Consider the following 22,813-nt stretch of genomic DNA (forward strand, 5'->3'; position numbering starts at 1 on the left):
AAGTTTCACCTATCTCAACACCCCTTCCTCCTTCAGCAAGGTTAACACGGCCTCGGCCCCCTGTTCGGGACTGACATCCTGCAGGACCTTGCCTCCGGTACTTTCGGCTTTTGCCGCAGCCGCCTTGAAACGATCCCGAGCATTGGTCGCGGTGACGATCTTCAAGCGCTTGGGACGTGGCTTCGCGGGCTGTAATGGCCAGTTGGCCAGGCTTTCGTCTGCGATCACGCTCGTCTCCAGCTGGCGCTGTTCGATACGTCCACGACGCGCGGGGCCAAAGGCACTCTGGCGTGGTTGCGCCGCCGCAGCATCGATGCCGAGCAATGCCGGCAACCGGACTCGCAGACGACGACGCTGGCCTCGCGGTAATGCCTGCAGCACCGTCGTGTACCAGTGACCATCCTCTGATGCGACGTCTTCGACCTCGACCACCGCCGGCACATAAGCCCAGCCCAGGGACTCAGAGAGCAGGAAGGGCAAGAGACCGGAACCTTCACCCTGTTCGGCGCGCATGCCACACAGGACCAGCCGCGGACCAGCCGAAACCTGACCTGCGCGCAGGTGTTCATCCAACAGGCCCAACGCATCCGAGCCTTGCGGTGCATCGATCCAGGTCAGGTGTTCAAGCCCCATGCCTAGATAGTCCCGCAGCGCCGCTTCGGTATCCGACCCTGCCCGTTGGCCGCCTTCACCAACATGGCAGGCGTTGACCTGAGCACCTCGCTGATCGCGCAGACGCAATGCCAGTTCCAGAGCCCGGGCATCAAGGTCCGCCCGACGCGGGCGCTCGGTGAGAGAATGCCGCCCCACCGAGACCAGCACATCGATATTCAGGGCTTGCGTAGATGCCGAGGCGACGGATGACGAATTGACAGAAGATGGCTCAAGCGACATCACGAACCTCCTTGAGAGCATGAACATCAGACGGTGTTGCCTGTTGCTGTGAAGTCGCTTCACCACGTGAGGCTTCGACCAGCGTCGCCAATGCCTGCAGTACCTCAGCAGAATCACCAATCACTGAAAGATCGGCGCGCTTGACCATGTCACAACCAGCATCACTGTTGATGGCAACCACCTTGTCGCAGCGCTGGATGCCCTGCAGGTGCTGAATGGCACCACTGATGCCCACCGCCACATAGACCCGGGCACTGACCCAGGTACCGGTAGCGCCCACCTGGCGGTTACGCGGCATGAAGCCATCGTCCACGGCCACTCGGGATGCCCCTTCCGTGGCCCCAAGCACCCTGGCCGCGTGATGGAAACCCTCCCAGTCACGAATACCATTGCCTGCGGACAGAATGAACTCGGCCTCATCCAGGGCGATGGCAGACGGATCCACCGCCACGGCTCCCAGGTCTTCAATGGATGAGCCAATAACCTCGCCGGCTCCTTCATTGGCCTGAATGGCTACCAGGTCCAGCCCCTCCACCTCGGCGGCGGCATGGCGTGTTTCCACGACTGGCTCAGCACATTCAGCCAACGCGATAGCCACACGTGGCAACGGGCGCGGCTGATCCCAGCGCCCGGAACCAGACCGACACACACAGCTCCACCCCGTGGCGGCCTGCTCGTCCTCATCCACCCGCCACAGGCCACAAGCCGGACGCTCACCAAGCTGCACAGCGAGACGACGCCCCAGATCACCGCCACCGAGAACGGTGTCAGGCAACATCCAATGACGTGGCAGCAAGGCCGCTTCCAGAGACATCAGCGCAGCAAGGCGTTCCTCCGGCGCATATCCGGAGGCTATCGGGAAGCAGACGACACGGTCCGCACCAGCTTCATCGAGGCCTTCGGGAATGCTGTCACCGAAGACAACGGCCAGCACGGCACCTTGCTCGACCCCAGGCTGATCCGCCAGCCTCCGGGCCAGACCAAACAGGTCTCGATCATGCTCAGTCAGGCGACCACTACCCGTATCCGGCACCACCGCGATGAAGAAGTCCGGCTCGGCAATATCCACTTGGCGGCGATTGTCTTGCTTGGCCGTATTGCCCGCCCTGCCGCGCAAGCTATCCGTCGCACCTACCTGGGCACCGCTGCGGTCGATACGCTTGCGCCCATTGGGGCCGATGAAGCCCACGGCATGGGGGTTGCGGCGCATGCGGCCATTGGGCCCCATCCATTCAATGGCAAGGGCCGATCCACCGACCTGGCCAAGGGCAGCAAGCGCCTGTTCATGCTCTGGGTGCAGGCGATTGCGAGCAATCCACTCCAGGCGCGGATCTCTCCGCACCCGGTCCTGGTTGGACGAACTCATGGGCTCACCTCCACAACTTGAGGCCTGGCAGCACGTTCTTTTCCGGATGCATCCTCGCTAACCAGCGCATCTGCCACCAACTCGGCAATATCACGCACCTGGGCGGTGGCATCCACGACACCCTCGAGCATGGCAGTACACTGCGGACAACCCACCGCGACCAGTTCTGCTCCGGTTTCCGCGACATCCTGCATGCGCATATCGGGAATCCTGCGCTCACCGGGGATATCGGTAATCGGCGCACCACCGCCACCGCCACAGCAACGTGAACGGAAGCCCGAGCGCTGCATCTCGTTCAGCTCGATGCCAAGCGCCGTGAGCACCCGACGTGGCGCTTCATACTCGCCATTGTATCGGCCGAGATAGCAGGGATCGTGATAGGTCACTGAGCCGCCTTTCCAGCTGCGCAGACTCAAGCGATCAGCCGCCATCAGCTCATCGATGTAGGTACTGTGGTGACGCACACGATAGTGGCCACCAAAGGCACCATACTCATTGCTCAACACATGGAAGCTGTGCGGATCGCAGGTGACGATGGTCTGGAAACGGTACTTTTCCAGGGTCGCGATATTGGCCTTGGCCAAGCGCTGAAAGGTGGCTTCATCGCCCAGGCGACGTGCCACATCTCCGCTATCGCGCTCTTCGTCTCCGAGCACGGCGAAGTCCACCCCGGCAGCACGCAGCACCTTGACCAATGCACGCAGGGTGCGCTGGTTACGCATGTCGAAAGCGCCATCGCCCAACCACAGCAGCACATCGACCTGACCGAGATCACGCATCAATGGCAAGGAGAGATCTGCCGCCCAGTGCATGCGCGCTGCCGGCGCATAGCCATTGGGGTTGTCGGTAGCAATTAGGTTATCGATGACCTCCGAGCCCTTGCCCGGTGTCTGCCCCTGTTCCAGCGTCATGAAGCGACGCATGTCGACGATGGCATCGACGTGCTCGATCATCATCGGGCATTCTTCGACACAGGCGCGACAGGTCGTGCAGGACCATAAAGTATCCGCATCGAGCAGCGCACCACCCGCCTCGACCACGATCGGACCAGAAGGGTTGCCCTGATGCTCACCCACCGCCTTGCCCGGATAGGGAGATCCGGCATAAGCCGCATCGCTGCGACCGGTCATGCCCAGCACCATGTCCTGGATCAGCTTCTTGGGGTTGAGCGGCTGACCAGCGGCAAAGGCCGGGCATACTGCTTCGCAGCGCCCGCATTGCACACAGGCATCGAAACCCAGGCGCTGATTCCAGGTGAAGTCTTCGGGCGTTGCCACACCCAGTGGTGCAGTTTCATCCTCGAGATTCAGCGCCTTGAGTCCCGTGGAGCGATGGACCTTGCCCTCGCGATCAGACTTGCGAGTAGAGAAGCGCTCCGCCCTGCGGTGAAAAGCCAGATGCAAGGCGCCAGCAAAGGCGTGCTTCATCGGCCCACCCCAGGTCATGCCCAGCAACAACTCAGCCAGGCCAAGCCCGAGGGCGACCAGTAAAACAGCGGCCAGGGCCCAGCCCATCACGCCAGAGATCAATCCCTCCGGCAGCAGGCCCAGGTTGGCCAGGGCGATCAGAAAGACGCTGGCCGAAAAGGCCTGCAGGCTTTTCGGCAACCGCATCCAAGGGCCTTTCGACAATCTTGCCGGCGGATGACGGCGACGCTTGGCCACCAGCCGCGCACCAACGAACATCGTGGCACTGAAGAGCAGCAACAGCACTTCCAGCACCGTCTCTACGCTGCCGGGCAGCGGAACCAGGTACACCACCAGCAACAGAGCCGCCGCCGCAACAAAACCACCAGCAGTGGCCACGTGGGTATTGGCAAAGACCTTGTCACGCGCCACGACATGGTGGAGATCGACCAGATAACGACGCGGCATGGCCATCAGCCCGGCAAGCACCGGAACCGGTGACGGCCTGCCCCGCCGCCACAAAGCAATGCGCCTGGCAGCACCGACCACAGCCAGCGCCAGCACTGCCAACAGCAACATAGGGAGAAGAGTATTCAGCATAGCCAGTACCTCAGGCAATTCAGGCTGCAAGAACGACAATGGAGCCGTAAGCCGTAAGCCGTAAGCCGTAAGCCGTAAGCCGTAAGCCGTAAGCCAGCAGTCTCGAGTACAAGTGCACAGCGCTGAACTCTTGCCAGCCCAATGACTCAACAGTGGCTATTGCTAGGTTTTACTTACCGCTTAAAACTCATTACTTACGGCTCTCGATCTCGATTAGACGTCCTTGCACAACCGCAACGCATCATAGATCGCTGCATGCGTATTGCGCGGCGCAGTGCAGTCACCTAGACGGAACAGGACAAAGCCTTCGCCATTGCCGAGCTTCTCCAGGCACGGCTGGGCTTCGGCCGCATAAAGCGCTTCCAGATCCACCTGGCCGTGGTTGAGAGACCCAGCCTTGAGCTCCAGATACAGCGCCTCATCCGGACGCACGCCATTCTCCACCACCACCTGATCGACCACTCGCTCTTCCTGGGCGCCGGTATATTCGTTCTCCAGCACGGCCACGAGCTTGTCGCCTTCACGGTAGACCTCATGCAACATGAGATCGCCCGTCATGATGACTTCCTTCTCGTAGAGGCTGCGGTAATACGTGGGGAACGTGGTACCGCCCACGGCAGCCCCAGGCTTGATATCGTCGGTGACGATTTCGACCTTGGCCCCTTTGTCCGCCAGGAAGTCAGCCGTGGAGACCCCGGAGAATTCACAGATGGCGTCGTAGATGAGCACGTTCTTGCCCGGCGCCACTTTGCCGGAAAGGATATCCCAGGTACTCACGACCAGGCTCTTTTCCGGATCAGCGTCATAGCCCCATTGCGGATACTGAGACAGGAACGGTTGCCCACCCGTGGCCAGCACCACCAGATCCGGGCGCAGGTCCTGAATGGTCGCCACGTCGGCGCGAGTCCCCAGGCGCAGATCGACCTGAAGGCGAGCCAGCTCCAACTGATACCAGCGGGTGATACCGGCAATCTGGTCGCGTTGCGGTGCCTTGGCTGCCAAGGTGATCTGGCCACCCAATGCATCTTCGGCCTCGAACAGGGTCACTTCATGGCCACGCTCGGCCAGGACTCTGGCGGCTTCCATGCCACCGGGACCACCACCGACCACCACGGCACGGCGCTTGGCGCCTTCTGTCGGCTCGATGATATGCGGCAGGCCCATGTACTCGCGGGATGTGGCAGCATTCTGGATACACAGTACATCGAGGCCCTGATACTGGCGGTCAATGCAGTAGTTGGCACCAACGCACTGTTTGATCTGATCAACCTGATTCATCTTGATCTTGGCGATCAGGTGCGGATCGGCAATGTGCGCACGCGTCATGCCGACCAGGTCTACATAACCACCCTCGAGAATGCGGTTGGCCTGAGTCGGATCCTTGATGTTCTGGGCATGGATCACCGGCACACTGACCACTTCCTTGATGCCCGACGCCAGATGCAGGAAAGGCTCCGGCGGATAGGACATGTTGGGAATGACGTTGGCCAGGGTATTGTGCGTATCGCAACCGGAGCCAATCACACCAAAGAAGTCGATCATGCCAGTGGCATCGTAGTAGGCAGCAATCTGCTTCATGTCGTCGTGGGTGAGGCCATCAGGATGGAACTCATCACCACAGATACGCATGCCGACAACGAAGTCATTACCGACTTCGGCACGTACCGCCTTGAGCACTTCCATGCCAAAGCGCATGCGATTCTCGAAGCTACCGCCCCATTCGTCTTCACGCTTGTTGACGCGCGGGCTCCAGAACTGGTCGATCAGGTGCTGGTGGACAGCAGACAGCTCAACGCCATCCAATCCACCTTCCTTGGCTCGGCGCGCCGCCTGAGCGAAGTCACCGATGATACGCCAGATCTCTTCTTCCTCGATGGTCTTGCAGGTAGACCGGTGGACTGGCTCACGAATGCCGGAAGGTGACAGCAATGTCGACCAATCATATCCGTCCCAACGGGAACGACGTCCCATATGGGTAATCTGGATCATGATCTTGCCGCCGTGCTTGTGCACGGCATCAGCGAGATTCTGGAAATGCGGGATGATGCGGTCGGTGGACAGGTTCACCGAACTCCACCAGCCCTGGGGGCTGTCGATGGACACGACGGAAGAACCACCGCAGATACACAGGCCACAGCCACCCTTGGCCTTTTCTTCGTAGTACTTGACGTAACGCTCGCTGGTCATGCCACCATCGGTGGCATAAACCTCGGCGTGGGCCGTGCTGACCACGCGGTTACGGATGGTCTGGCTGCCAATCTGGATCGGTTGGAAGATAGCATCAAAAGCCATGTCAGACTCCTCGACCCTCGCCGGTCTGTTGCTGGGTGGCAGTCAAGGGTTGCACCTCAAAACGGCCAACCTCACATCCGGACTCGGCAGCGCTCTGGGTCTGCAGTGCCACGGTACGCAGCGAGCTGCCACGGGCCTGCAGAATCTGATCCAGGGCCCCGGCAAACCAGCCGGTAAACATGTATTCGATCTTGCGTCCGACCTTGCCGAGCTGGTAGACGAAAGCGCTGTGCTCAAGACGCACCGCTGCAGTCCCCGCATCAAGATCAATGGCTTCGGTAATGAAGTGGCCCCAGCCACGCTGGGACAGGCGCTTCATGTAATGCTCAAATACGGCTTCACCTTCCAGGCCATGCAATTCAGCCTCTTTCTCACACCAGTGCCAGGCACTCTTGTAACCGGCGTGATAAAGAATCTCGGCATAGCGTTCAGCCCCTAGGGCCTCCTCTACTGCGACATGGTTATTGATGAAAAAGTGTCGTGGTACGTACAGCATCGGCAGGGCGTCAGTGGTCCACACACCCGTCTCGACATCCACTTCAATCGGCAGCTCAGGGGCCATCTTGGTCACGGTTGTTACCTCGAAATATCTTGTTGTGACGGGTGAACAACACCCGGCTTCAGCACTCGGTTTCAGCACTCGATTTCAATAAGGAGAAGGCAGGCTTATTCGCCCCAGACGTCCTTGAGAACTCTTACCCAGTTCTCACCCATGATCTTGCGCACCTGCTGCTCGCTCATGCCGCGACGCAGCAGGGCTTCGGTGAGATTGCCGAACTCGCCAATGGTGCGGATGCCCTTGGGGTTGATGATCTCGCCAAAGGAGGTCAGACGACGGGCGTAGCCCTTGTCATGGGTCAGCCACTCGAAGAAGTTCTGGTCGTGGCCCTGAGTGAAGTCGGTACCGATACCGATGGCATCTTCACCAACGATGTTCATCACGTACTCGATGGCTTCGACATAGTCATCGACGGTGGCGTTGACGCCGGCACGCAGGAAGGGAGTGAACATGGTCACGCCGACGAAACCGCCATGATCGGCGATGAACTTGAGTTCCTCATCGGACTTGTTGCGCGGGTGCTCCTTCAGCCCTGAAGGCAGGCAGTGGGAGTAACACACAGGTTTCTTGGACTCGAGAATCACTTCCTGTGAGGTATTGCTACCGACATGCGACAGGTCGCACATCACCCCGACGCGGTTCATTTCAGCGACGATTTCCCGTCCAAAACCGGACAGACCGCCATCACGCTCATAGCAACCGGTGCCCACGAGGTTCTGGGTGTTGTAGCAAAGCTGCACGATACCCACACCGAGCTGCTTGAAGACTTCCACGTAGCCAATCTGGTCTTCGAAGGCGTGGGCATTCTGGAAACCAAAGATGATGCCGGTCTTGCCCTCTTCCTTGGCGCGGCGAATATCGGCGGTGGTTCGCACTGGACGCACCAGGTCGCTGCACTCTTCCATCAGCGCGTTGGAAGACACAATGTTGTCTACCGTCGCTTGAAAACCTTCCCAGACGGACACCGTGCAGTTTGCCGCGGTAAGCCCACCACGACGCATGTCCTCGAACAGCTCACGGTTCCATTTGGCAATGACCAGACCGTCGATCACCGTCGCCTCACGGTGCAGAGAGGCAGCATCCCCGGACTGCCCCTGACCTTGGGTCGAGGGTGTTTGGGTGGCAGGGGGCTGAGTTATAGGAGAATTCATCGCGATTATCCTGTCCGGTGAATGGAGCTCGCGTCCGAAGGACGCGTCATGCCGGCAGGATAGCGCCGCCTTCAGTACCTCCGGCTCCTGATAGCGACGGCCAGAATTCCAAAAACGTCATGGCCGTCGGTCAGAGACCAACGGCCATGAAATGAGAGGAGAGAGATGAGAAAAGCTAGCAAATGGCGTCAGGCCGAAATGATTCGGCAAGTACCGTAGGTAGGCTCCCCACGAGCATGTTCCAGCGCCGCCATGGCCTGGGAAATAGGTTCCAGGTTCTTGCTATGCAATGGTGCTGGCACGGGTTCAGGCACGGCCGAGGCAGCCATTGCTGGCGTAAAGGCACTCCAGCCCAAGCGTTCTTCACGCGGAGGGAAGCCGAAGAATTCGCGATAGCACTTGGAAAAGTGCGGCGTGGAAACGAAACCACAGGCCGCCGCGATGTCGATGATCGACATGGATGTCTGCTTGAGCAGCTGACGGGCCCGGTTCAGGCGCAGACGCATGTAATAGCGCGAGGGAGAACACTTCAAGTTACGCTGGAACAATCGTTCCAGCTGACGACGTGACAGGTTGACATAGCTGGCCAGCTCATCGAGATCGATGGGCTCTTCCAGATTCGCCTCCATCAGGGTGACAATCTCCTGGAGGCGTGGCTGGGTAGTGCCCAGGACATGCTTGAGAGGAACGCGCTGCTGATCCTGCTCACTACGTACCCGGTCGTAGATGAACATGTCGGAGATCCCCGCCGCCAGCTCACGGCCATGATCACGTGCAATCAATGTCAGCATCATGTCCAGAGGGGCGGTACCACCGGAAGCAGTGAAACGCTCTCGGTCGATGGAAAACAGCTTCGATGTCAGGGAGATTCCAGGGAAATCCTCCTGCAATGCTGCCTGGCACTCCCAGTGGGTGCTGACTTCATAGCCTTCCAGCAGCCCGGCCCGGGCCAGGGCCCAGGCCCCGGTACATACCGCGCCGAAGCGGCTTACGTGACGGGCCTGGTGACGCAGCCATGTGGCATGCTGCGGCTTGACCGTACGCGTCGGAGCAACACCTCCGCAGACCACGATCATATCCAGCGACAAGGGCACTGACGTCGATGCATCCGGTGTCACGGTCAAGCCATCGCTGGCCTGCACGACGGCACCATCCAGGCTCAGGGTATACCAGCGATACAGCTCCTGGCCCGAAAGCTGATTGGCCATCCGCAGGGGATCGATCGCCGACGCCAGGGAAATCAGGGTGAAGTCATCCAGCAGCAAAAAGCCAATGGTCTGGGGCGCGGTGCCTCGCGGCATCGCGTTATTATTCACGGTCATGGTCACCTCCATCGTGGCTGGGATACCGCAGTCTGCTAATCCGCCACCTTTCTGGTGTTGTTATTAGGTCAGTATGCAGCCCGCCGGGAGGTATCGCTCGATGGATAGAGCCAGTCGTTGCGACCAGATCACGAGTCAGGAGTTTTGCCGACGAGTTCAAGCGAAATGTATTCTGGAACAGTGCAACAATGCACAGCAAAAATTACTATCGCACGACCACAACATAATGAATTGCGACAATGATGTCGTTTCTGGAACATTACAGGTCGCCTGAGAGACGCTCCACCTCTCCACAACCCTCTGTTGCATGGGGAAAAATCGATAAAAAAACCTGTTGGAACAGAGGTCCCAACAGGTTTTTCTCAGACTTTATTGCTACTTATCTCTACTACTTTGGGTTTATCACCTGCGTGACATGAGCAAGCACAGGCACTTATCGCGCATGCCTAGTCGCGCAAACCTAGAGTCGCGCAAACCTAGCGCTGTGCATATAAGCGTTCCGCGTGGTAACGCAGATGATCATCGATAAAACTGGCGATGAAATAATAACTGTGATCATAGCCAGGCTGACGGCGCAGCGTCAGCGGGTGGTCATGCTTGGCGCATACGGCTTCCAGACGCTCCGGGCACAACTGCTCTTCAAGGAAGTCATCCGCTTCACCCTGATCAATGAACAGCGGCTGGCGGGAAGCCCCTCGAGCTACCAGTTCGCAGGCATCGTATTGGCTCCACTGACTGATATCGTCCCCCAGATAGGCATTGAACGCCTTGCGCCCCCAGGGCACCTGTGTGGGATTGACGATCGGCGCGAAGGCCGAGACCGAACGATAGTGGCCAGGACGGCGCAAGGCCATGATCAAGGCCCCATGCCCCCCCATCGAATGTCCGCTGATCGATTCCCGGCCATTAAGCGGGAAATGCTGATGTACCACCGAAGGCAATTCCTCGGTGATGTAGTCATACATGCGATAGTGAGCCGACCAGGGGGCTTGGCTGGCATTGACATAGAAACCAGCACCGGAGCCCAGGTCATAGCTATCGTGTTCACCGGCCAGGTCCGTCCCCCTGGGACTGGTATCAGGACACAGGATGGCAACCCCCAGCTCCGATGCCAGCCGGTGAGCACCGGCCTTCTGCATGAAGTTCTCGTCGGTGCAGGTCAGCCCGGACAACCACCACAGCAATGGCACTTTCTGGGTCTCCGCCTGGGGAGGCAGATAGATGGCAAAGGTCATCTCGCAATCCAGTGCCCGCGAGCGATGACGGTAACGCTTGTGCCAACCGCCATGACTGCGATTGGCACTGACCAGTTCCAGTTGTTCGGATATCGACATGGGAGCACTCTCTGATGACAGTCGGTTCAATGGCATTCAAACGGATGGAAGGAGTCCGAGCTTTCCAGGCCCTTGGGTTCCAGGCTGTTTGACTCAGAACCCTTGCGCTCAGAACCCCGCTCGGCCCCTTTTCGTTCAGGAACTTGAACCCGGGGGGGTGAGTTCAGATCCCCGGGAGTTCAGGCTCAGAAATGCAGCACCGTGCGAATGCTCTTGCCAGCATGCAACAGGTCGAAGGCTTCGTTGATCTTCTCGAACGGCATGTCGTGCGTGATGAATTCATCAATCTTCAGTTCGCCATTCATGTAGCGGTCCACGTAGCCTGGTAGTTCGCTGCGGCCCTTGACGCCACCGAAGGCAGAACCTTTCCACACCCGTCCGGTGACCAGCTGGAATGGACGGGTAGAGATTTCCTGGCCAGCACCGGCAACCCCGATGATGATCGACTCGCCCCAGCCCTTGTGACAGCACTCCAGGGCAGAACGCATGACATTGACGTTGCCGATGCATTCAAAGGAATAGTCCACACCGCCATCGGTCAGATCGACGATGACCTGCTGAATCGGATCACTGTAATCCTTGGGATTGACAAAGTCGGTAGCACCGAACTGGCGCGCCAGCTCGAACTTGTCCGGATTGACGTCAATGGCAATGATGCGCCCGGCCTTGGCCATCTGCGCACCCTGGATGACTGCCAGACCGATGGCACCCAGGCCGAACACGGCAACGGTGGCGCCCGGCTCGACCTTGGCAGTATTGAGGACTGCGCCAATACCGGTGGTCACGCCACAGCCCAGCAGGCAGATCTTGTCCATGGGAGCTTCCTTGGACACGACGGCCAGGGAAACTTCCGGCACCACGGTATATTCACTGAAGGTGGAAGTGCCCATGTAGTGGTACAGCGGCTTGCCTTCCAGAGAGAAGCGAGAGGTGCCGTCCGGCATCACCCCCTGGCCTTGAGTCGCACGCACTGAACCACACAGGTTGGTCTTGCCCGAAAGGCAGAACTTGCACTTGCCGCACTCGGCAGTGTAGAGCGGAATGACATGATCACCCGGTTTGACGCTGGTCACACCCTCGCCCACCTCCTCGACAATGCCAGCACCTTCATGCCCCAGCACCGCAGGGAACAGACCTTCCGGGTCCGACCCGGACAGCGTGTAGGCATCCGTGTGGCATACACTGGTGGCCACCATGCGCACCAGCACTTCTCCAGCCTTGGGCCCCTGTACGTCGATTTCTGTGAGCGTAAGAGGCTTGCCCGCTTCCAGAGCAATGGCGGCGCGAGATTTCATGTGTTTCTCCTGACAAGATGGATGATGCATATGCTTCGCAGTCTAGCCCCCATGGCAGACTAGGATAAATAGCATCAACGGCATAACATTGTTGCCATATTGCAATAATGGAAAGATCGTCATGCATCCTTGGGCCGGCATAGAAGCCTTTGTCGAGGTGGTCCGCCTCGGCTCTTTCGCCAGTGCAGCTCAGCGCCTGGGAGTCTCCAGCTCCCATGTCAGCCGTCAGATCGCTGCCTTGGAGAAGCGCCTTGACGCACCACTGCTGTACCGCACTACGCGGCGTATTCGCCTAACGGAAGCCGGCCGTCTGTATTACGAGCAATGCGATGCATTGGTGGACGGCTTTCGTGATGCCGACGCGGTACTGCGCGACTTCGAGGCCCGGCCTCGGGGAGAGATCGCCTTGACCTGCGCCACTACCTTTGGCGAGCGCTATATTGCCCCGTTGATCAATGACCTGCTGACACAATATCCACAGCTCAGCGTTCGCCTGCATTTCACCAACAGGAAAGTGGACTTGATCGAGGAAGGTTTCGATATCGGTATTCGCATGGGCGCACTGGAAGACAGTTCGATGATTGCCCGCCGCCTCACCGATCGCCGTGAATATGTTGTCGGGTCTCCAGATTACTTTCAGCACTACCCACAACCCCACACGCTTTCGGAGCTGCGACGCCATCGCTGCCTGCATGGTTCCAGGGATCGCTGGAGATTTGCCGTGGATGGCATCGCTCGGGAGGTCACCGTTCGGGGACCATGGCAAGCCAACTCAGGCCCGGCGCTGCTCGACGCCGTACTCAAGGGGTTGGGGCTGGCCCAGCTACCGGATTACTACGTCGAGCAGCACTTGGCCAAAGGACAACTGATCTCTGTCCTCGACGCTTACCGCCACAGTGACACCGGGGTCTGGGCCGTGACACCCCACCACCGCCAGCGCTCCCCCAAGGTACGCCTGGTCATCGACTACCTTGCCGAACAACTGGCCAGGCGCTTGCCGCCACGCAGCCCTGAGCCCATGAACAGCCTTGAGCGCCATGAACAGCCCTGAGCGCCATGAACAGCCTTGAACTCATGAACAACCCTGGGCGTTACTGATATTGAGTAATGAGCGCCAACAAGAACCCCCGAACAGCGCTCCAGCAGATTCCCATCCGCTTCAAGGCCATTCGGGGGTGAGGAGCTCACGACACCATGTGCTTGTAGTGGCACCTGGCGTTGGGGCTATTTGCTGCTGCAGCTGGGCACACCGTTGGTGAAGAAGTCCTTCGGCACAAAGCGGGCCTCGGTGGTGATCAGGTTGTTCTCCTCATCCCAGACCATCGGCTTGTCCCAGACCAACTCACCTTGCGGCGATACCTCCAGAACACGACCACCTTCCGCCTCGGTAAGCAGGATATTGCCATCCGGCAATGTCTGATGTTTACCACGCCGCCAGCTATAGAAAGGCACCTGATCGGACCCCGCGAAGACGGTTTCGACAGTCTCCCTCCCTTGCTCGCTGGGACGGATCTGACGAATCTTGGTGGCCCCTGAACCTGTCGCATTGTCGAACACAGTGATGGTGCCATCGGGCTCGAAATCCGGGTCATGCTGCTTGAACCAGGGGCCATAGTGCCACCACTTCATGCGCCCGGTATCGGGATCGACGACAGTGATGAGGTTCAGCTCACGCATACTGAGCAAGACATCGCCTGCTTCGAACATTGGGAAGGCATCTGCCATATCCGCACGCAGAGGCTCGGCATCATTGATATGAAATGGATCGTTCAGACGGCGGATTTTCTCACTCGCGCTTTCGGGGGTACGAGTACGAATATCGAGCATGGCCTGCTGCATGCCACCATCCGCAGGGACCATGTCCTCTTTGATATCCAGCCGTTTCAGAACCTCCCCGGTATCTTCATCGAGCCATGCCACGCCATCTTTAAACAAGGTCACGATATGCCCTTCGCCATCGCGGGTAATGGAATGGTGGTAAGCCCCGTTCTGTACCCACATCGGTTCACCACAGGCGTCGATGCGTGCAATGGCATTACCAGCATCGAAAGTCAGGATCAGCGAGCCATCTTCCATGACCTCCATGCCATGCAACATGACATTCTGCGGTTCATGCTCGGTATCAAGCTTGTCGTAATGCACCGGCCAGCGATATACCTCGTTGCCGTCATTATCAAACAGACGAACCACATGGAATGACTCATCCTGGTTCTCATTCAGGCCAGCGATGAGCACATAGCCATCCGCCGAGAACTTTCCGGATTCACTGCGATCCGGTCCTGTATCGGTATCAGCACCACCCGGGGCCACAAGATGCCGTGTCGGCTCCAGGCCATAGTCATTCTTCCAGTTCTTGGCAATATCAGTCAGTGTACGCTGCGCAAGCTCGACTTGTGGGGCAGGAAACCAGTTGCGCCAGGCCGCGAAAGCGCCATAAATCACAGCAATGACAACCAGCGACACGATGAAGACAATAGAACCTATACGGTCAGAAAAAGACGATTTCACAGAGCAGACATCCTTTCATTTGGGCGGCACTCGCACTTAAAGTGCCCGTTCCTGGAGTTGTGCGTAAAGATCATTGGCACGCTGTACCAGATCAGGGGAGGCATTAGGCAGTTCAGGCGAAACACCAGGCGCCCGGAACATCTCGGAAGCTGCATTGAAAGCCTCGCGATGCTCAACCCCCAGCACCTCAGCAAGCATCGGCAACTGGGCCTCTGGGTCACGGCTCAGTGCAGCATGATCAACAAAGACAGACGCCACGGGAGCCGTGCTCAACACATGCTCGTAAGCCGCAATCCAGTAACGCAGCCAGTAATCAGCACGCTCAGCACCTTCTGCACCTTGCGGAGCCCCAGGAAAGGCGATGGGACGCAGTGCAGCACCGAACTCGAAATGTCCAATCCCTTCCATGTACTGTCGGGCAAAGCGGTCACGCGAGTGAAGATCAGCAAAGCGCTGATGCTGGCGCATCAATGATGAAATCTGTGACGCAGGGTCGCGCACGGGGATCACTATCTGGGCCTCGGGAAACGCGGCATCCAGTAGTGGCAAGCGAGCAATATTCGCGTTGTTCTTCGACACATAACGCTGCGAACCAGGCACACTGGCCACGATCTTGCGCATATGCCGAGAAAGAAATTCCTCGAATTCAGGGTTACGATCTTCAGCCCCCCAGAGCTCGATGCTCTTGTCAGTGTAATGTTCGCCCCAGAAAGCCATCCAGACCATTTCCTCGAAGGCTTCTGGACTATCGAAGTCCACTGCAATCCCATCGCCATGCGCACGTTCGGACTTTTCACCCTTCTTGCGAAACATGCTCGAAAAACGCCCCCATAGTAATGGCGACATGGTGAATGGCATGTTGCGATAGGAAGCCGAAGCAAATTCCTCCTGGCGGGCCAGCAGTTCCAGCAGAATGGTCGTTCCGGCACGCGGCAGCGAGGTCACGAAGACCGGCCTGCCCACTTGGGTTTCGGCTAGCGTACCTTTCCAAAGCTTGTCTTCGAATGACGATAACGCGATCTGACGAGATGGTGAGGAAAAAGCGTAGTTATGCAGCGCCTTGTCAATCGCGGAATACGGTACTTCTTCGCGAGCAGCCGCGGCATCCTCTGCCGTTTCAGTATCCGCCTGCGGGCTTCGTTTCTTCAATTTTCCACTGAGAACCCAAAGTATAATGGCCCCCAAGGAAGACCACAGGATGAATGACCAACTGGTAGCAATCGCCATCACTTGATCTGTAGTGAACAGGTCAAGCGCATCTCCTGCCAGAACGAACAGCGCAGCAGCCACACAGGCTGCCACGCCAATGGCCAACAGAATGAAGAACGTTTTCATCAAGGAAAGGGACGCACGCTGAATACTCTTTTCCTTGATGTCATCGCTCAGATCCGGATCCGTGATCACGCCCATTGCATCCTGGGCCACCTTTATCACCTGCAAGGCATGGCGCTCTGCTGCCAGCACACGCAACACCATGACAAAGGCAACAAGCCCTGCAATCAATGCAGCAAGAGCCATTACTGGGAACCTCGTGAATCATCCGAGGCTTCCTCGGCCTGCACATTTTCCTGAGTACTAGCCGTACGCTTCTTGCGCATCAACCGCTTCAGCGGGTACCAGACGAAGCCGACTACCGCCAGCACCAGGGCCAGAATGACGGCGATCATGGTGCCGATTGCAGTAAGCCCAGCCCCTGGGCCTACATAGGCAAACGCCGGGGTAGCAGCCAAACTGGAGGAGACAAGCACCAGACTAGCGAGACCCAGGCTTCGTTGACAAAAGGCTCGTTGAAAAGGGATCCGTTGAAACATGAGAAGGCTCCTTTGAGTCAAGCAATCCTATAAATTGAATACCTCGTAAAGTGGACTATGCAGTAAACGACTTGTTCCCTAAATTCTTGCCCAGTTTTTATATGTTGCTCACTAGCGACAGGGTTAATTAATCCCTTAAGAATCACAACCTGTTCTGACATGAGAATGGCATAAAAAAACACCTCTGAGCCAGGATATAGTATCCAGGTTCAGAGGTGTCGTTCGTCCAAAAAATGACGGAATCACCCGATCCAGCAACTTGCAACAGGCCCAACAGCTCACTTACATTCAAAGCCTGCCAAAACCAAAAAAAACACTCATATTCAACAGGTTAAAAAATATTTTAGACCTGATTTCGTTCAAAAGTCACATATAGCTTCCAGCCCACATAAATTCAGTCACGTGAACAAGAAGCACCTGAATATAAAACACTTTTCTGATGGACTTACATGAGCCGGTTTATATAGACCGCCTTCTTACTCAGACATTCCTCAGCATTCGATGGCATTTACCGCCAGACCACCTCGCGAGGTTTCCTTATATTTCTCCTGCATGTCAGCACCGGTATCACGCATGGTACGAATCGCCTGATCCAGAGATATAAAGTGATCCCCATCTCCTCGGCATGCCATCAGTGCCGCATTGATGGCTTTTACCGAGGCAATCGCATTTCTCTCGATACAGGGAACCTGAACCAGGCCGCCAACCGGGTCACAGGTCAGGCCAAGGTTGTGCTCAAGCCCAATCTCGGCAGCATTCTCCACCTGGGGAACACTTCCTCCCATGACCTCAGCCAGCCCTGCCGCTGCCATAGCGCAGGCCGAGCCGACTTCTCCCTGGCAGCCAACCTCGGCCCCGGAAATGGACGCGTTCTTCTTGCACAGAGTCCCGACGGCCGCGGCAGTAAGCAGGAAATTGACGACATCCTTCTCGCAGGCACCTGGTTGAAACTTCATGTAGTAATGCAGCACTGCCGGAATGATCCCTGCTGCACCGTTGGTCGGTGCAGTGACCATACGTCCGCCAGCGGCATTTTCTTCATTCACTGCCAGGGCGTAGACATTGACCCAATCCATGGCCGAGAACGTGGAAGCAATCAGGCCTGCATCATCAGCCATGGCTTCCAGGCGACGATAGAGAGCGGCAGCACGACGCTTGACATTGAGGCCACCTGGCAGAATGCCTTCATTGTGAACGCCCCGTTCGACACATTCCTGCATGGCCTGCCAGATATCCCATAAGCCTGCGCGTACTTCAGCTTCCGGGCGCCAGGCCTTTTCGTTCTCCATCATCAGCTCGCTGATCGACATGTCGTGAAGACGACACAGGGCCATCAACTCGGCGCCGCTGTTGAAGTCGTACGGCAACGCCGTATGATCAGTATCCAGGGAGCCTTCCTGGGCCTGAGCCTCATCGATGACAAAGCCACCACCGATGGAATAATAGGTTTCACGACGCAGCTCTTCGCCATGGCCCTTGGCGACCAGCGTCATCGCATTGGGATGGTAAGGCAGGTTTTCCTCGTGCCACAGCAAGTCACGAGCCCAGACAAAGGGCACGGCGACATGTCCCCCCAGCATCAGCGTCTGGCTTTCAAGCAGTTCCTCGATGCAAGGGCCGACAATGCTTGGGTCAATCGTATCGGGACGCTCGCCCATCAATCCCATGAGTGTCGCCCGATCAGTGGCATGCCCCTTTCCGGTAGCAGACAACGAGCCATAAAGGTGCACTTCAACACCGGCAACACGCTCAAGCAATTCATCGCGACGCAGGCCAGCGACGAAGTCATATGCCGCCCTCATCGGCCCCACGGTGTGAGAACTGGACGGTCCGATACCGATCTTGAACAAGTCGAATACGCTGATCGCCATGGGGGAGAACCTCTTGTTATATGCTGCCGGGAGGGTGTCTTGAGACACTTTTCATAGGTTATTCAGGGATGCACGGTCATGCGGTAGGGAAAGGCCAGTCATCAATTTCACTAAAGCCTCTTGTTACCCCCTCCCTCTTTAGCGCTATGATGGATCTCATCAAGCCGCACAACAACATAGAATATCTGGCTTAAGCTATAGCTCAGCTAAACCATAATTGGAGCGTATCACTTCCCTATGAGTCGCCTGCTTAATGCCCAGACCCACGCCTGGCTGAAAGGCTTTGCCGTGAGCGCTCGTCACCTTTCCTTTACTCGTGCGGCAGAGGAACTGCATGTGACGACGGGTGCCGTCAGCCAACAGATCAAGCAACTGGAAGATCGCCTTGGGTTCAAGCTGTTCCTGCGCCTGCCACGCAGGTTGGAACTGACAGAGGAAGGCAAACGCCTGGCGGCAGTAGTGGAAGATGCCTATCAGGCCGTAGGGCTTGAAGTGAACCGCTTGCGCAGCGGCGTCATGAGCGGTGTGATTCGACTACGATCAGTACCGTCTTTCCTGAACAAGTGGCTGATGCCGCGCTTGCCGCGCTTGCAGGCGCGCTTCCCAGACATCGAGCTGCATATCACCTCTGAAGATAGCAACATCTCCCTGCGTGATGGCAACTTTGACCTGGCCATCGACCTCAACGATGGCCAATACCCAGGGTTGACCATCACCCCCCTGATGGAGGAGCGCATCTTCCCGGTATGCTCTCCCGGTCTTTTACGTGGCCGCCCTCCCTTGCGCACCCCCGAGGATCTGGCCTGGTACCCACTTCTGCATGACATTACCGCCTGGCGTGGCAGCCATGAGTATGGTGAATGGCACCACTACCTCTCGGCCATTGACGCCCCGCCCATCAACCTGGAACGTGGCTACACCTTCAACCGCAATCACCTGACCATGGCAGCAGCCATTGCCGGCATGGGGGTCGCCATTGCGCGGGAAACACTGATCACCAGCGAGCTGGATAGCGGTGCACTGATTGCCCCCTTCCGTACCCGCGTCGACACCGGCAAGCACTATGGGATTGTTCATGCCAGTGGCGCCCTGGATGACCGTCGAGTCAGGGCCGTGCACGATTGGATCGTGGAAGAGGCGCAGCGCTGACCTTGATGGGTGAGACATTAGCACCTTGCCTTGAAGTCTCGTGCCAACCACCTCTGCACCAACTCCCTCTTGCACTAACGACTTCTTGCACTAACGACCTCTTGCACCAACTACCTCTTGCGCCCCGGCAAGATAACGCCTCAATCCAAAATAACGATTAAGCAAAGAAATGTAACTAAGGTATAATAGTCGGCTTTCAAATCCCCTTTGGAGGCCAGGGATGTCAAAATCGCCCACTTCTCCACCCCCTACCATCAGCTTCCGCCAGACATGCCTGCGAGCCCTTGTTTATCTGCTGGGTATCGGTGGCATCATGCAAGGCGTGCTATGGGAAGCCGGATTGTCACCGGACATCCGCTTCAGCGAACTAGGGTTCACCGAGATCACTCAGTCAATCCTTCTTCTGAGCTGCTGCTTGCTGCTGCTCTATACCCGCCAGGTTCTTGGCGCCCTGCCTAGGGTCACATTGCTGATGCTGGGCCTGCTGGGGAGTGCCCTTATTCGTGAGCAGGATGCCTTTCTCGACATTTATGTATTCGATGGCGCCTGGCAGACACTGGTCACGCTACTGGTGCTACCGATTCTCTATCAGACCATTCGCCATCGGCATGCCTTCTTAAAGGAGTTTGAAAGCATCTCCGACAGCTTCGCCTTTGGCGTGTTCGCTTCCGGCTTTCTATGTACCTTCGCCTTCTCTCGCCTGTTCGGGCGCGGGGCCATGTGGGAAACCCTGCTTGGCAATAACTACGACAGGATCTTCAAGGATGCTGCCGAAGAAGTGGTCGAGCTATTCGGCTATGTGCTATTGCTCTACGCGGTCATCGAATTGTGTCTCTGGGCACGGCGCCGGTTTTCAGCCTCCAGCAAACAGACGCCCGCCCCTCAATCGCAAAGCGATCTCGTGCAACAGCAACAGCAGCAGAAGAAACAGTGAGAAGAAGTTGATGTGAGCTCAAGAACGAGCTGACAAAGGCCATGGATAATGGCTAGGCAAGGCGACATCCGCCGGGGATGTCGCCAGAATTGAGCGACTTGGATAGTCCCCATGATAGTCCCACGGCACGGCACCGCATCTCAACGCAGCATAATCGAGCACCGTAACTTGCCAGTCACCTGATACGACAATGCCCTGATATACGACAATGCCCGTGGATCTCTCCACGGGCATTGTCATTTTCAGCAGCGTGCTTTCAGCATCGCCCTCGACGTACGATCATTCATCGAGGAAAGACCGCAGCGGCTCCGAACGTGTTGGGTGACGCAGTTTACGCAACGCCTTGGCTTCGATCTGACGGATACGCTCACGAGTAACGTCAAACTGCTTGCCGACCTCTTCCAGGGTGTGATCGGTATTCATGTCAATACCGAAGCGCATACGCAACACCTTGGCTTCACGCGCGGTCAAGCCACCCAGAACATTGCGAGTCGCTTCGACCAGCCCCTCACCCGTCGCCGAGTCGATCGGCAGGATCATGGTAGCGTCTTCGATGAAGTCACCCAGGTGCGAGTCGTCGTCATCACCAATGGGCGTCTCCATGGAGATCGGCTCCTTGGCAATCTTGAGCACTTTCCGCACCTTGTCTTCCGGCATCTCCAGACGCTCACCCAACTCTTCCGGAGTCGGCTCACGCCCCATTTCCTGCAACATCTGGCGAGAAACGCGGTTGAGCTTGTTGATCGTCTCGATCATGTGTACCGGAATACGAATGGTACGTGCCTGGTCAGCAATGGAGCGAGTGATCGCCTGGCGAATCCACCAGGTGGCATAGGTCGAGAACTTGTAGCCGCGACGGTATTCAAACTTGTCGACCGCCTTCATCAGGCCGATGTTGCCTTCCTGAATCAGATCCAGGAACTGCAGGCCACGGTTGGTGTACTTCTTGGCAATGGAGATTACCAGGCGCAGGTTGGCCTCGACCATCTCCTTCTTGGCCCGACGAGCCTTGGCCTCACCAATCGACAGCCGACGGTTGACTTCCTTGATCTCACTGACCGGCAGGCAGACCATTTCCTCTTCGAAGGCAATCTTGCGCTGGGCACGCTGGACGTCCGCACGCAACTCTTCCAGCCCTTCAGCATAACGGGCATTGGCGGCGATGAAGTCATCCAGCCAGTCAAGCCGGGACTCGTTACCAGGAAAGTCCTTGATGAAGGTCTTGCGCGGTACCTTGGCCTTCTTGACCAGCAGCTGCATCACCGTCTTTTCCTGAGCACGAACCTGCTCGACGCTGATACGCACCTGCCCTACCAGACGCTCGAAATGCTTGGGCACCAGCTTGATCGGGGAAAACAGTTCGGCCAGACGCGCCAGCTCTTCCTGGGCCTCGGCAGATCCACGCCCCTTGGATTCGATGGTGGAGCTTACCGCCGCTACCTGCTCACGAATCTGCTCGAAACGGGCGCGAGCCTCTTCCGGATCAGGGCCACCACCAGCGTCATCTTCTTCGGCGGTATCGTCGTCGTCATCGCCATCATCTTCCACGGAGGCTGTCTCGCTTTCCTCAGGAAGATCAGCCTCGGCCACACCAGGAATTCCCTCATCGGGATCGATGAAACCAGAGAACAGGTCAGACAGACGGCCAGGTGCTTCTTCGTCCTGAGTCGCATCATAGGCTTCGAGGATGGACTCTACTGCTCCAGGCAGGTAGGCCAGCGCGGACATCACCTCGCGGGTACCTTCCTCGATACGTTTGGCAATCTCGATCTCGCCTTCGCGGGTCAGCAGTTCCACCGTTCCCATCTCACGCATGTACATGCGCACAGGATCGGTGGTGCGGCCCACGTCACTCTCTACTGCTGCCAGTGCTGCCACGGCCTCCTCGGCAGCGGATTCGTCGGTTGAATGGTCCGACATCATCAGGGTATCTTCATCGGGAGCCTCTTCGACAACGCTGATACCCATGTCATTGATCATGCCGATGATATCTTCGACCTGATCTGGATCGGCAATATCTTCGGGAAGGTGGTCGTTGACCTCGGCATAGGTCAGGTAACCCTGTTCCTTGCCGCGCGCGATCAACTCCTTCAGACGTGACTGCTGCTGCGCATTTCCAGCCATAGAAACCCTATCTCGACGAAGAAGAATGAAGCACCTGAAGCACTGAGGAGAAAAAACTCGGTAAGCAGAACAGTATAGCGCTTAGGGCCCTATCTCTGCCAGCAAAATGTATTTGCTCTATCATCCAGGTGTGTTAGTTTGTCGGGTTGCACCTATTCCCGACGAGTATTCTTTAGATGGTGGTGCGGGGCAATAAT

Annotated in this window: 17 protein-coding genes; 3 read left to right on the forward strand and 14 right to left on the reverse strand. The window is 57.5% G+C overall.

Annotated elements, in window-relative coordinates:
• Nucleotides 1-9 precede the first annotated feature (9 nt).
• The 9 genes from Q1K07_RS01215 to Q1K07_RS01255 all read right to left on the reverse strand — a co-directional run bounded on the left by Q1K07_RS01215 (nucleotide 10) and on the right by Q1K07_RS01255 (nucleotide 12,219).
• Nucleotides 10-894 (reverse strand): electron transfer flavoprotein subunit beta, encoded by an 885-nt coding sequence (locus Q1K07_RS01215; protein WP_300306586.1) that lies wholly within the window; start codon nucleotides 892-894, stop codon nucleotides 10-12.
• Entirely contained in the window at nucleotides 884-2,260 is a 1,377-nt protein-coding gene (locus Q1K07_RS01220) for an electron transfer flavoprotein subunit alpha/FixB family protein (protein ID WP_300306589.1), read from the reverse strand. The genes Q1K07_RS01215 and Q1K07_RS01220 overlap by 11 nt, the downstream gene beginning before the upstream one ends.
• Nucleotides 2,257-4,266, reverse strand: a complete 2,010-nt coding sequence (locus Q1K07_RS01225; RefSeq protein ID WP_300306592.1) for a (Fe-S)-binding protein — start codon at nucleotides 4,264-4,266, stop codon at nucleotides 2,257-2,259. Before Q1K07_RS01225 ends, Q1K07_RS01220 begins: the two co-directional genes overlap by 4 nt.
• Nucleotides 4,267-4,479: 213 nt before the next feature.
• Complete coding sequence (gene dgcA, locus Q1K07_RS01230; RefSeq protein ID WP_300306595.1) at nucleotides 4,480-6,558, reverse strand: dimethylglycine demethylation protein DgcA; 2,079 nt, start codon at nucleotides 6,556-6,558, stop codon at nucleotides 4,480-4,482.
• 1 nt (nucleotide 6,559) lies between these two features.
• Entirely contained in the window at nucleotides 6,560-7,129 is a 570-nt protein-coding gene (locus tag Q1K07_RS01235; RefSeq protein ID WP_300306598.1) for a 4-vinyl reductase, read from the reverse strand.
• 95 nt (nucleotides 7,130-7,224) lie between these two features.
• Nucleotides 7,225-8,268 (reverse strand): dipeptidase, encoded by a 1,044-nt coding sequence (locus tag Q1K07_RS01240; protein ID WP_300306601.1) that lies wholly within the window; start codon nucleotides 8,266-8,268, stop codon nucleotides 7,225-7,227.
• Between the two features lie 188 nt (nucleotides 8,269-8,456).
• A complete protein-coding gene (locus Q1K07_RS01245) occupies nucleotides 8,457-9,590 on the reverse strand; it encodes a GlxA family transcriptional regulator (RefSeq protein WP_300306604.1) in 1,134 nt (377 codons plus the stop codon).
• Between the two features lie 476 nt (nucleotides 9,591-10,066).
• Nucleotides 10,067-10,924 carry an S-formylglutathione hydrolase gene (gene fghA, locus Q1K07_RS01250; RefSeq protein ID WP_300306607.1) on the reverse strand — a complete coding sequence of 286 codons (858 nt, stop codon included), beginning with the start codon at nucleotides 10,922-10,924 and terminating at the stop codon, nucleotides 10,067-10,069.
• 185 nt (nucleotides 10,925-11,109) lie between these two features.
• Nucleotides 11,110-12,219: an S-(hydroxymethyl)glutathione dehydrogenase/class III alcohol dehydrogenase gene (locus Q1K07_RS01255; protein ID WP_300306610.1), complete on the reverse strand. Its 1,110-nt coding sequence runs from the start codon at nucleotides 12,217-12,219 to the stop codon at nucleotides 11,110-11,112.
• A gap of 121 nt (nucleotides 12,220-12,340) precedes the next feature.
• Here Q1K07_RS01255 and Q1K07_RS01260 point away from each other — a divergent pair, with 121 nt between their 5' ends.
• Nucleotides 12,341-13,270 carry a LysR family transcriptional regulator gene (locus tag Q1K07_RS01260; RefSeq protein WP_300306613.1) on the forward strand — a complete coding sequence of 310 codons (930 nt, stop codon included), beginning with the start codon at nucleotides 12,341-12,343 and terminating at the stop codon, nucleotides 13,268-13,270.
• Nucleotides 13,271-13,443: 173 nt separating this feature from the next.
• Here the strand turns inward: Q1K07_RS01260 and Q1K07_RS01265 are convergent, their stop codons facing one another.
• The 4 genes from Q1K07_RS01265 to Q1K07_RS01280 form a co-directional block, all read right to left on the reverse strand.
• Entirely contained in the window at nucleotides 13,444-14,727 is a 1,284-nt protein-coding gene (locus Q1K07_RS01265) for an arylsulfotransferase family protein (protein WP_300306616.1), read from the reverse strand.
• 36 nt (nucleotides 14,728-14,763) lie between these two features.
• Entirely contained in the window at nucleotides 14,764-16,245 is a 1,482-nt protein-coding gene (locus tag Q1K07_RS01270) for a sulfotransferase (protein WP_300306619.1), read from the reverse strand.
• A complete protein-coding gene (locus Q1K07_RS01275; RefSeq protein ID WP_300306622.1) occupies nucleotides 16,245-16,538 on the reverse strand; it encodes a hypothetical protein in 294 nt (97 codons plus the stop codon). The genes Q1K07_RS01270 and Q1K07_RS01275 overlap by 1 nt, the downstream gene beginning before the upstream one ends.
• Nucleotides 16,539-17,029: 491 nt before the next feature.
• Complete coding sequence (locus tag Q1K07_RS01280; protein ID WP_300306625.1) at nucleotides 17,030-18,409, reverse strand: L-serine ammonia-lyase; 1,380 nt, start codon at nucleotides 18,407-18,409, stop codon at nucleotides 17,030-17,032.
• Nucleotides 18,410-18,646: 237 nt separating this feature from the next.
• Here Q1K07_RS01280 and Q1K07_RS01285 point away from each other — a divergent pair, with 237 nt between their 5' ends.
• Both Q1K07_RS01285 and Q1K07_RS01290 read left to right on the forward strand, forming a co-directional pair.
• The gene (locus tag Q1K07_RS01285; protein WP_300306628.1) at nucleotides 18,647-19,558 is read left to right on the forward strand and encodes a LysR substrate-binding domain-containing protein; all 912 of its coding nucleotides are present in this window, start codon (nucleotides 18,647-18,649) and stop codon (nucleotides 19,556-19,558) included.
• Between the two features lie 220 nt (nucleotides 19,559-19,778).
• Nucleotides 19,779-20,492 (forward strand): hypothetical protein, encoded by a 714-nt coding sequence (locus Q1K07_RS01290; protein ID WP_300306631.1) that lies wholly within the window; start codon nucleotides 19,779-19,781, stop codon nucleotides 20,490-20,492.
• A 279-nt stretch (nucleotides 20,493-20,771) separates the two neighbouring features.
• Here the strand turns inward: Q1K07_RS01290 and rpoD are convergent, their stop codons facing one another.
• Complete coding sequence (gene rpoD / locus Q1K07_RS01295) at nucleotides 20,772-22,616, reverse strand: RNA polymerase sigma factor RpoD (protein WP_300306633.1); 1,845 nt, start codon at nucleotides 22,614-22,616, stop codon at nucleotides 20,772-20,774.
• Nucleotides 22,617-22,813 lie beyond the last annotated feature (197 nt).

This window comes from Halomonas sp., assembly GCF_029263665.1.
Classification (GTDB): Bacteria; Pseudomonadota; Gammaproteobacteria; order Pseudomonadales; family Halomonadaceae; genus Halomonas.

Bases quoted from the DNA above. Each gene is read 5' to 3' on its own strand.
- Q1K07_RS01290 (WP_300306631.1), top strand. From the start codon at position 19,779: ATGTCAAAATCGCCCACTTCTCCACCCCCTACCATCAGCTTCCGCCAG.
- Q1K07_RS01245 (WP_300306604.1), bottom strand. From the start codon at position 9,590: ATGACCGTGAATAATAACGCGATGCCGCGAGGCACCGCGCCCCAGACC.
- Q1K07_RS01220 (WP_300306589.1), bottom strand. From the start codon at position 2,260: ATGAGTTCGTCCAACCAGGACCGGGTGCGGAGAGATCCGCGCCTGGAG.
- rpoD (WP_300306633.1), bottom strand. From the start codon at position 22,616: ATGGCTGGAAATGCGCAGCAGCAGTCACGTCTGAAGGAGTTGATCGCG.
- Q1K07_RS01240 (WP_300306601.1), bottom strand. From the start codon at position 8,268: ATGAATTCTCCTATAACTCAGCCCCCTGCCACCCAAACACCCTCGACC.
- Q1K07_RS01255 (WP_300306610.1), bottom strand. From the start codon at position 12,219: ATGAAATCTCGCGCCGCCATTGCTCTGGAAGCGGGCAAGCCTCTTACG.
- Q1K07_RS01280 (WP_300306625.1), bottom strand. From the start codon at position 18,409: ATGGCGATCAGCGTATTCGACTTGTTCAAGATCGGTATCGGACCGTCC.
- Q1K07_RS01215 (WP_300306586.1), bottom strand. From the start codon at position 894: ATGTCGCTTGAGCCATCTTCTGTCAATTCGTCATCCGTCGCCTCGGCA.
- Q1K07_RS01285 (WP_300306628.1), top strand. From the start codon at position 18,647: ATGAGTCGCCTGCTTAATGCCCAGACCCACGCCTGGCTGAAAGGCTTT.
- Q1K07_RS01260 (WP_300306613.1), top strand. From the start codon at position 12,341: ATGCATCCTTGGGCCGGCATAGAAGCCTTTGTCGAGGTGGTCCGCCTC.
- fghA (WP_300306607.1), bottom strand. From the start codon at position 10,924: ATGTCGATATCCGAACAACTGGAACTGGTCAGTGCCAATCGCAGTCAT.
- Q1K07_RS01275 (WP_300306622.1), bottom strand. From the start codon at position 16,538: ATGTTTCAACGGATCCCTTTTCAACGAGCCTTTTGTCAACGAAGCCTG.
- Q1K07_RS01225 (WP_300306592.1), bottom strand. From the start codon at position 4,266: ATGCTGAATACTCTTCTCCCTATGTTGCTGTTGGCAGTGCTGGCGCTG.
- dgcA (WP_300306595.1), bottom strand. From the start codon at position 6,558: ATGGCTTTTGATGCTATCTTCCAACCGATCCAGATTGGCAGCCAGACC.
- Q1K07_RS01270 (WP_300306619.1), bottom strand. From the start codon at position 16,245: ATGGCTCTTGCTGCATTGATTGCAGGGCTTGTTGCCTTTGTCATGGTG.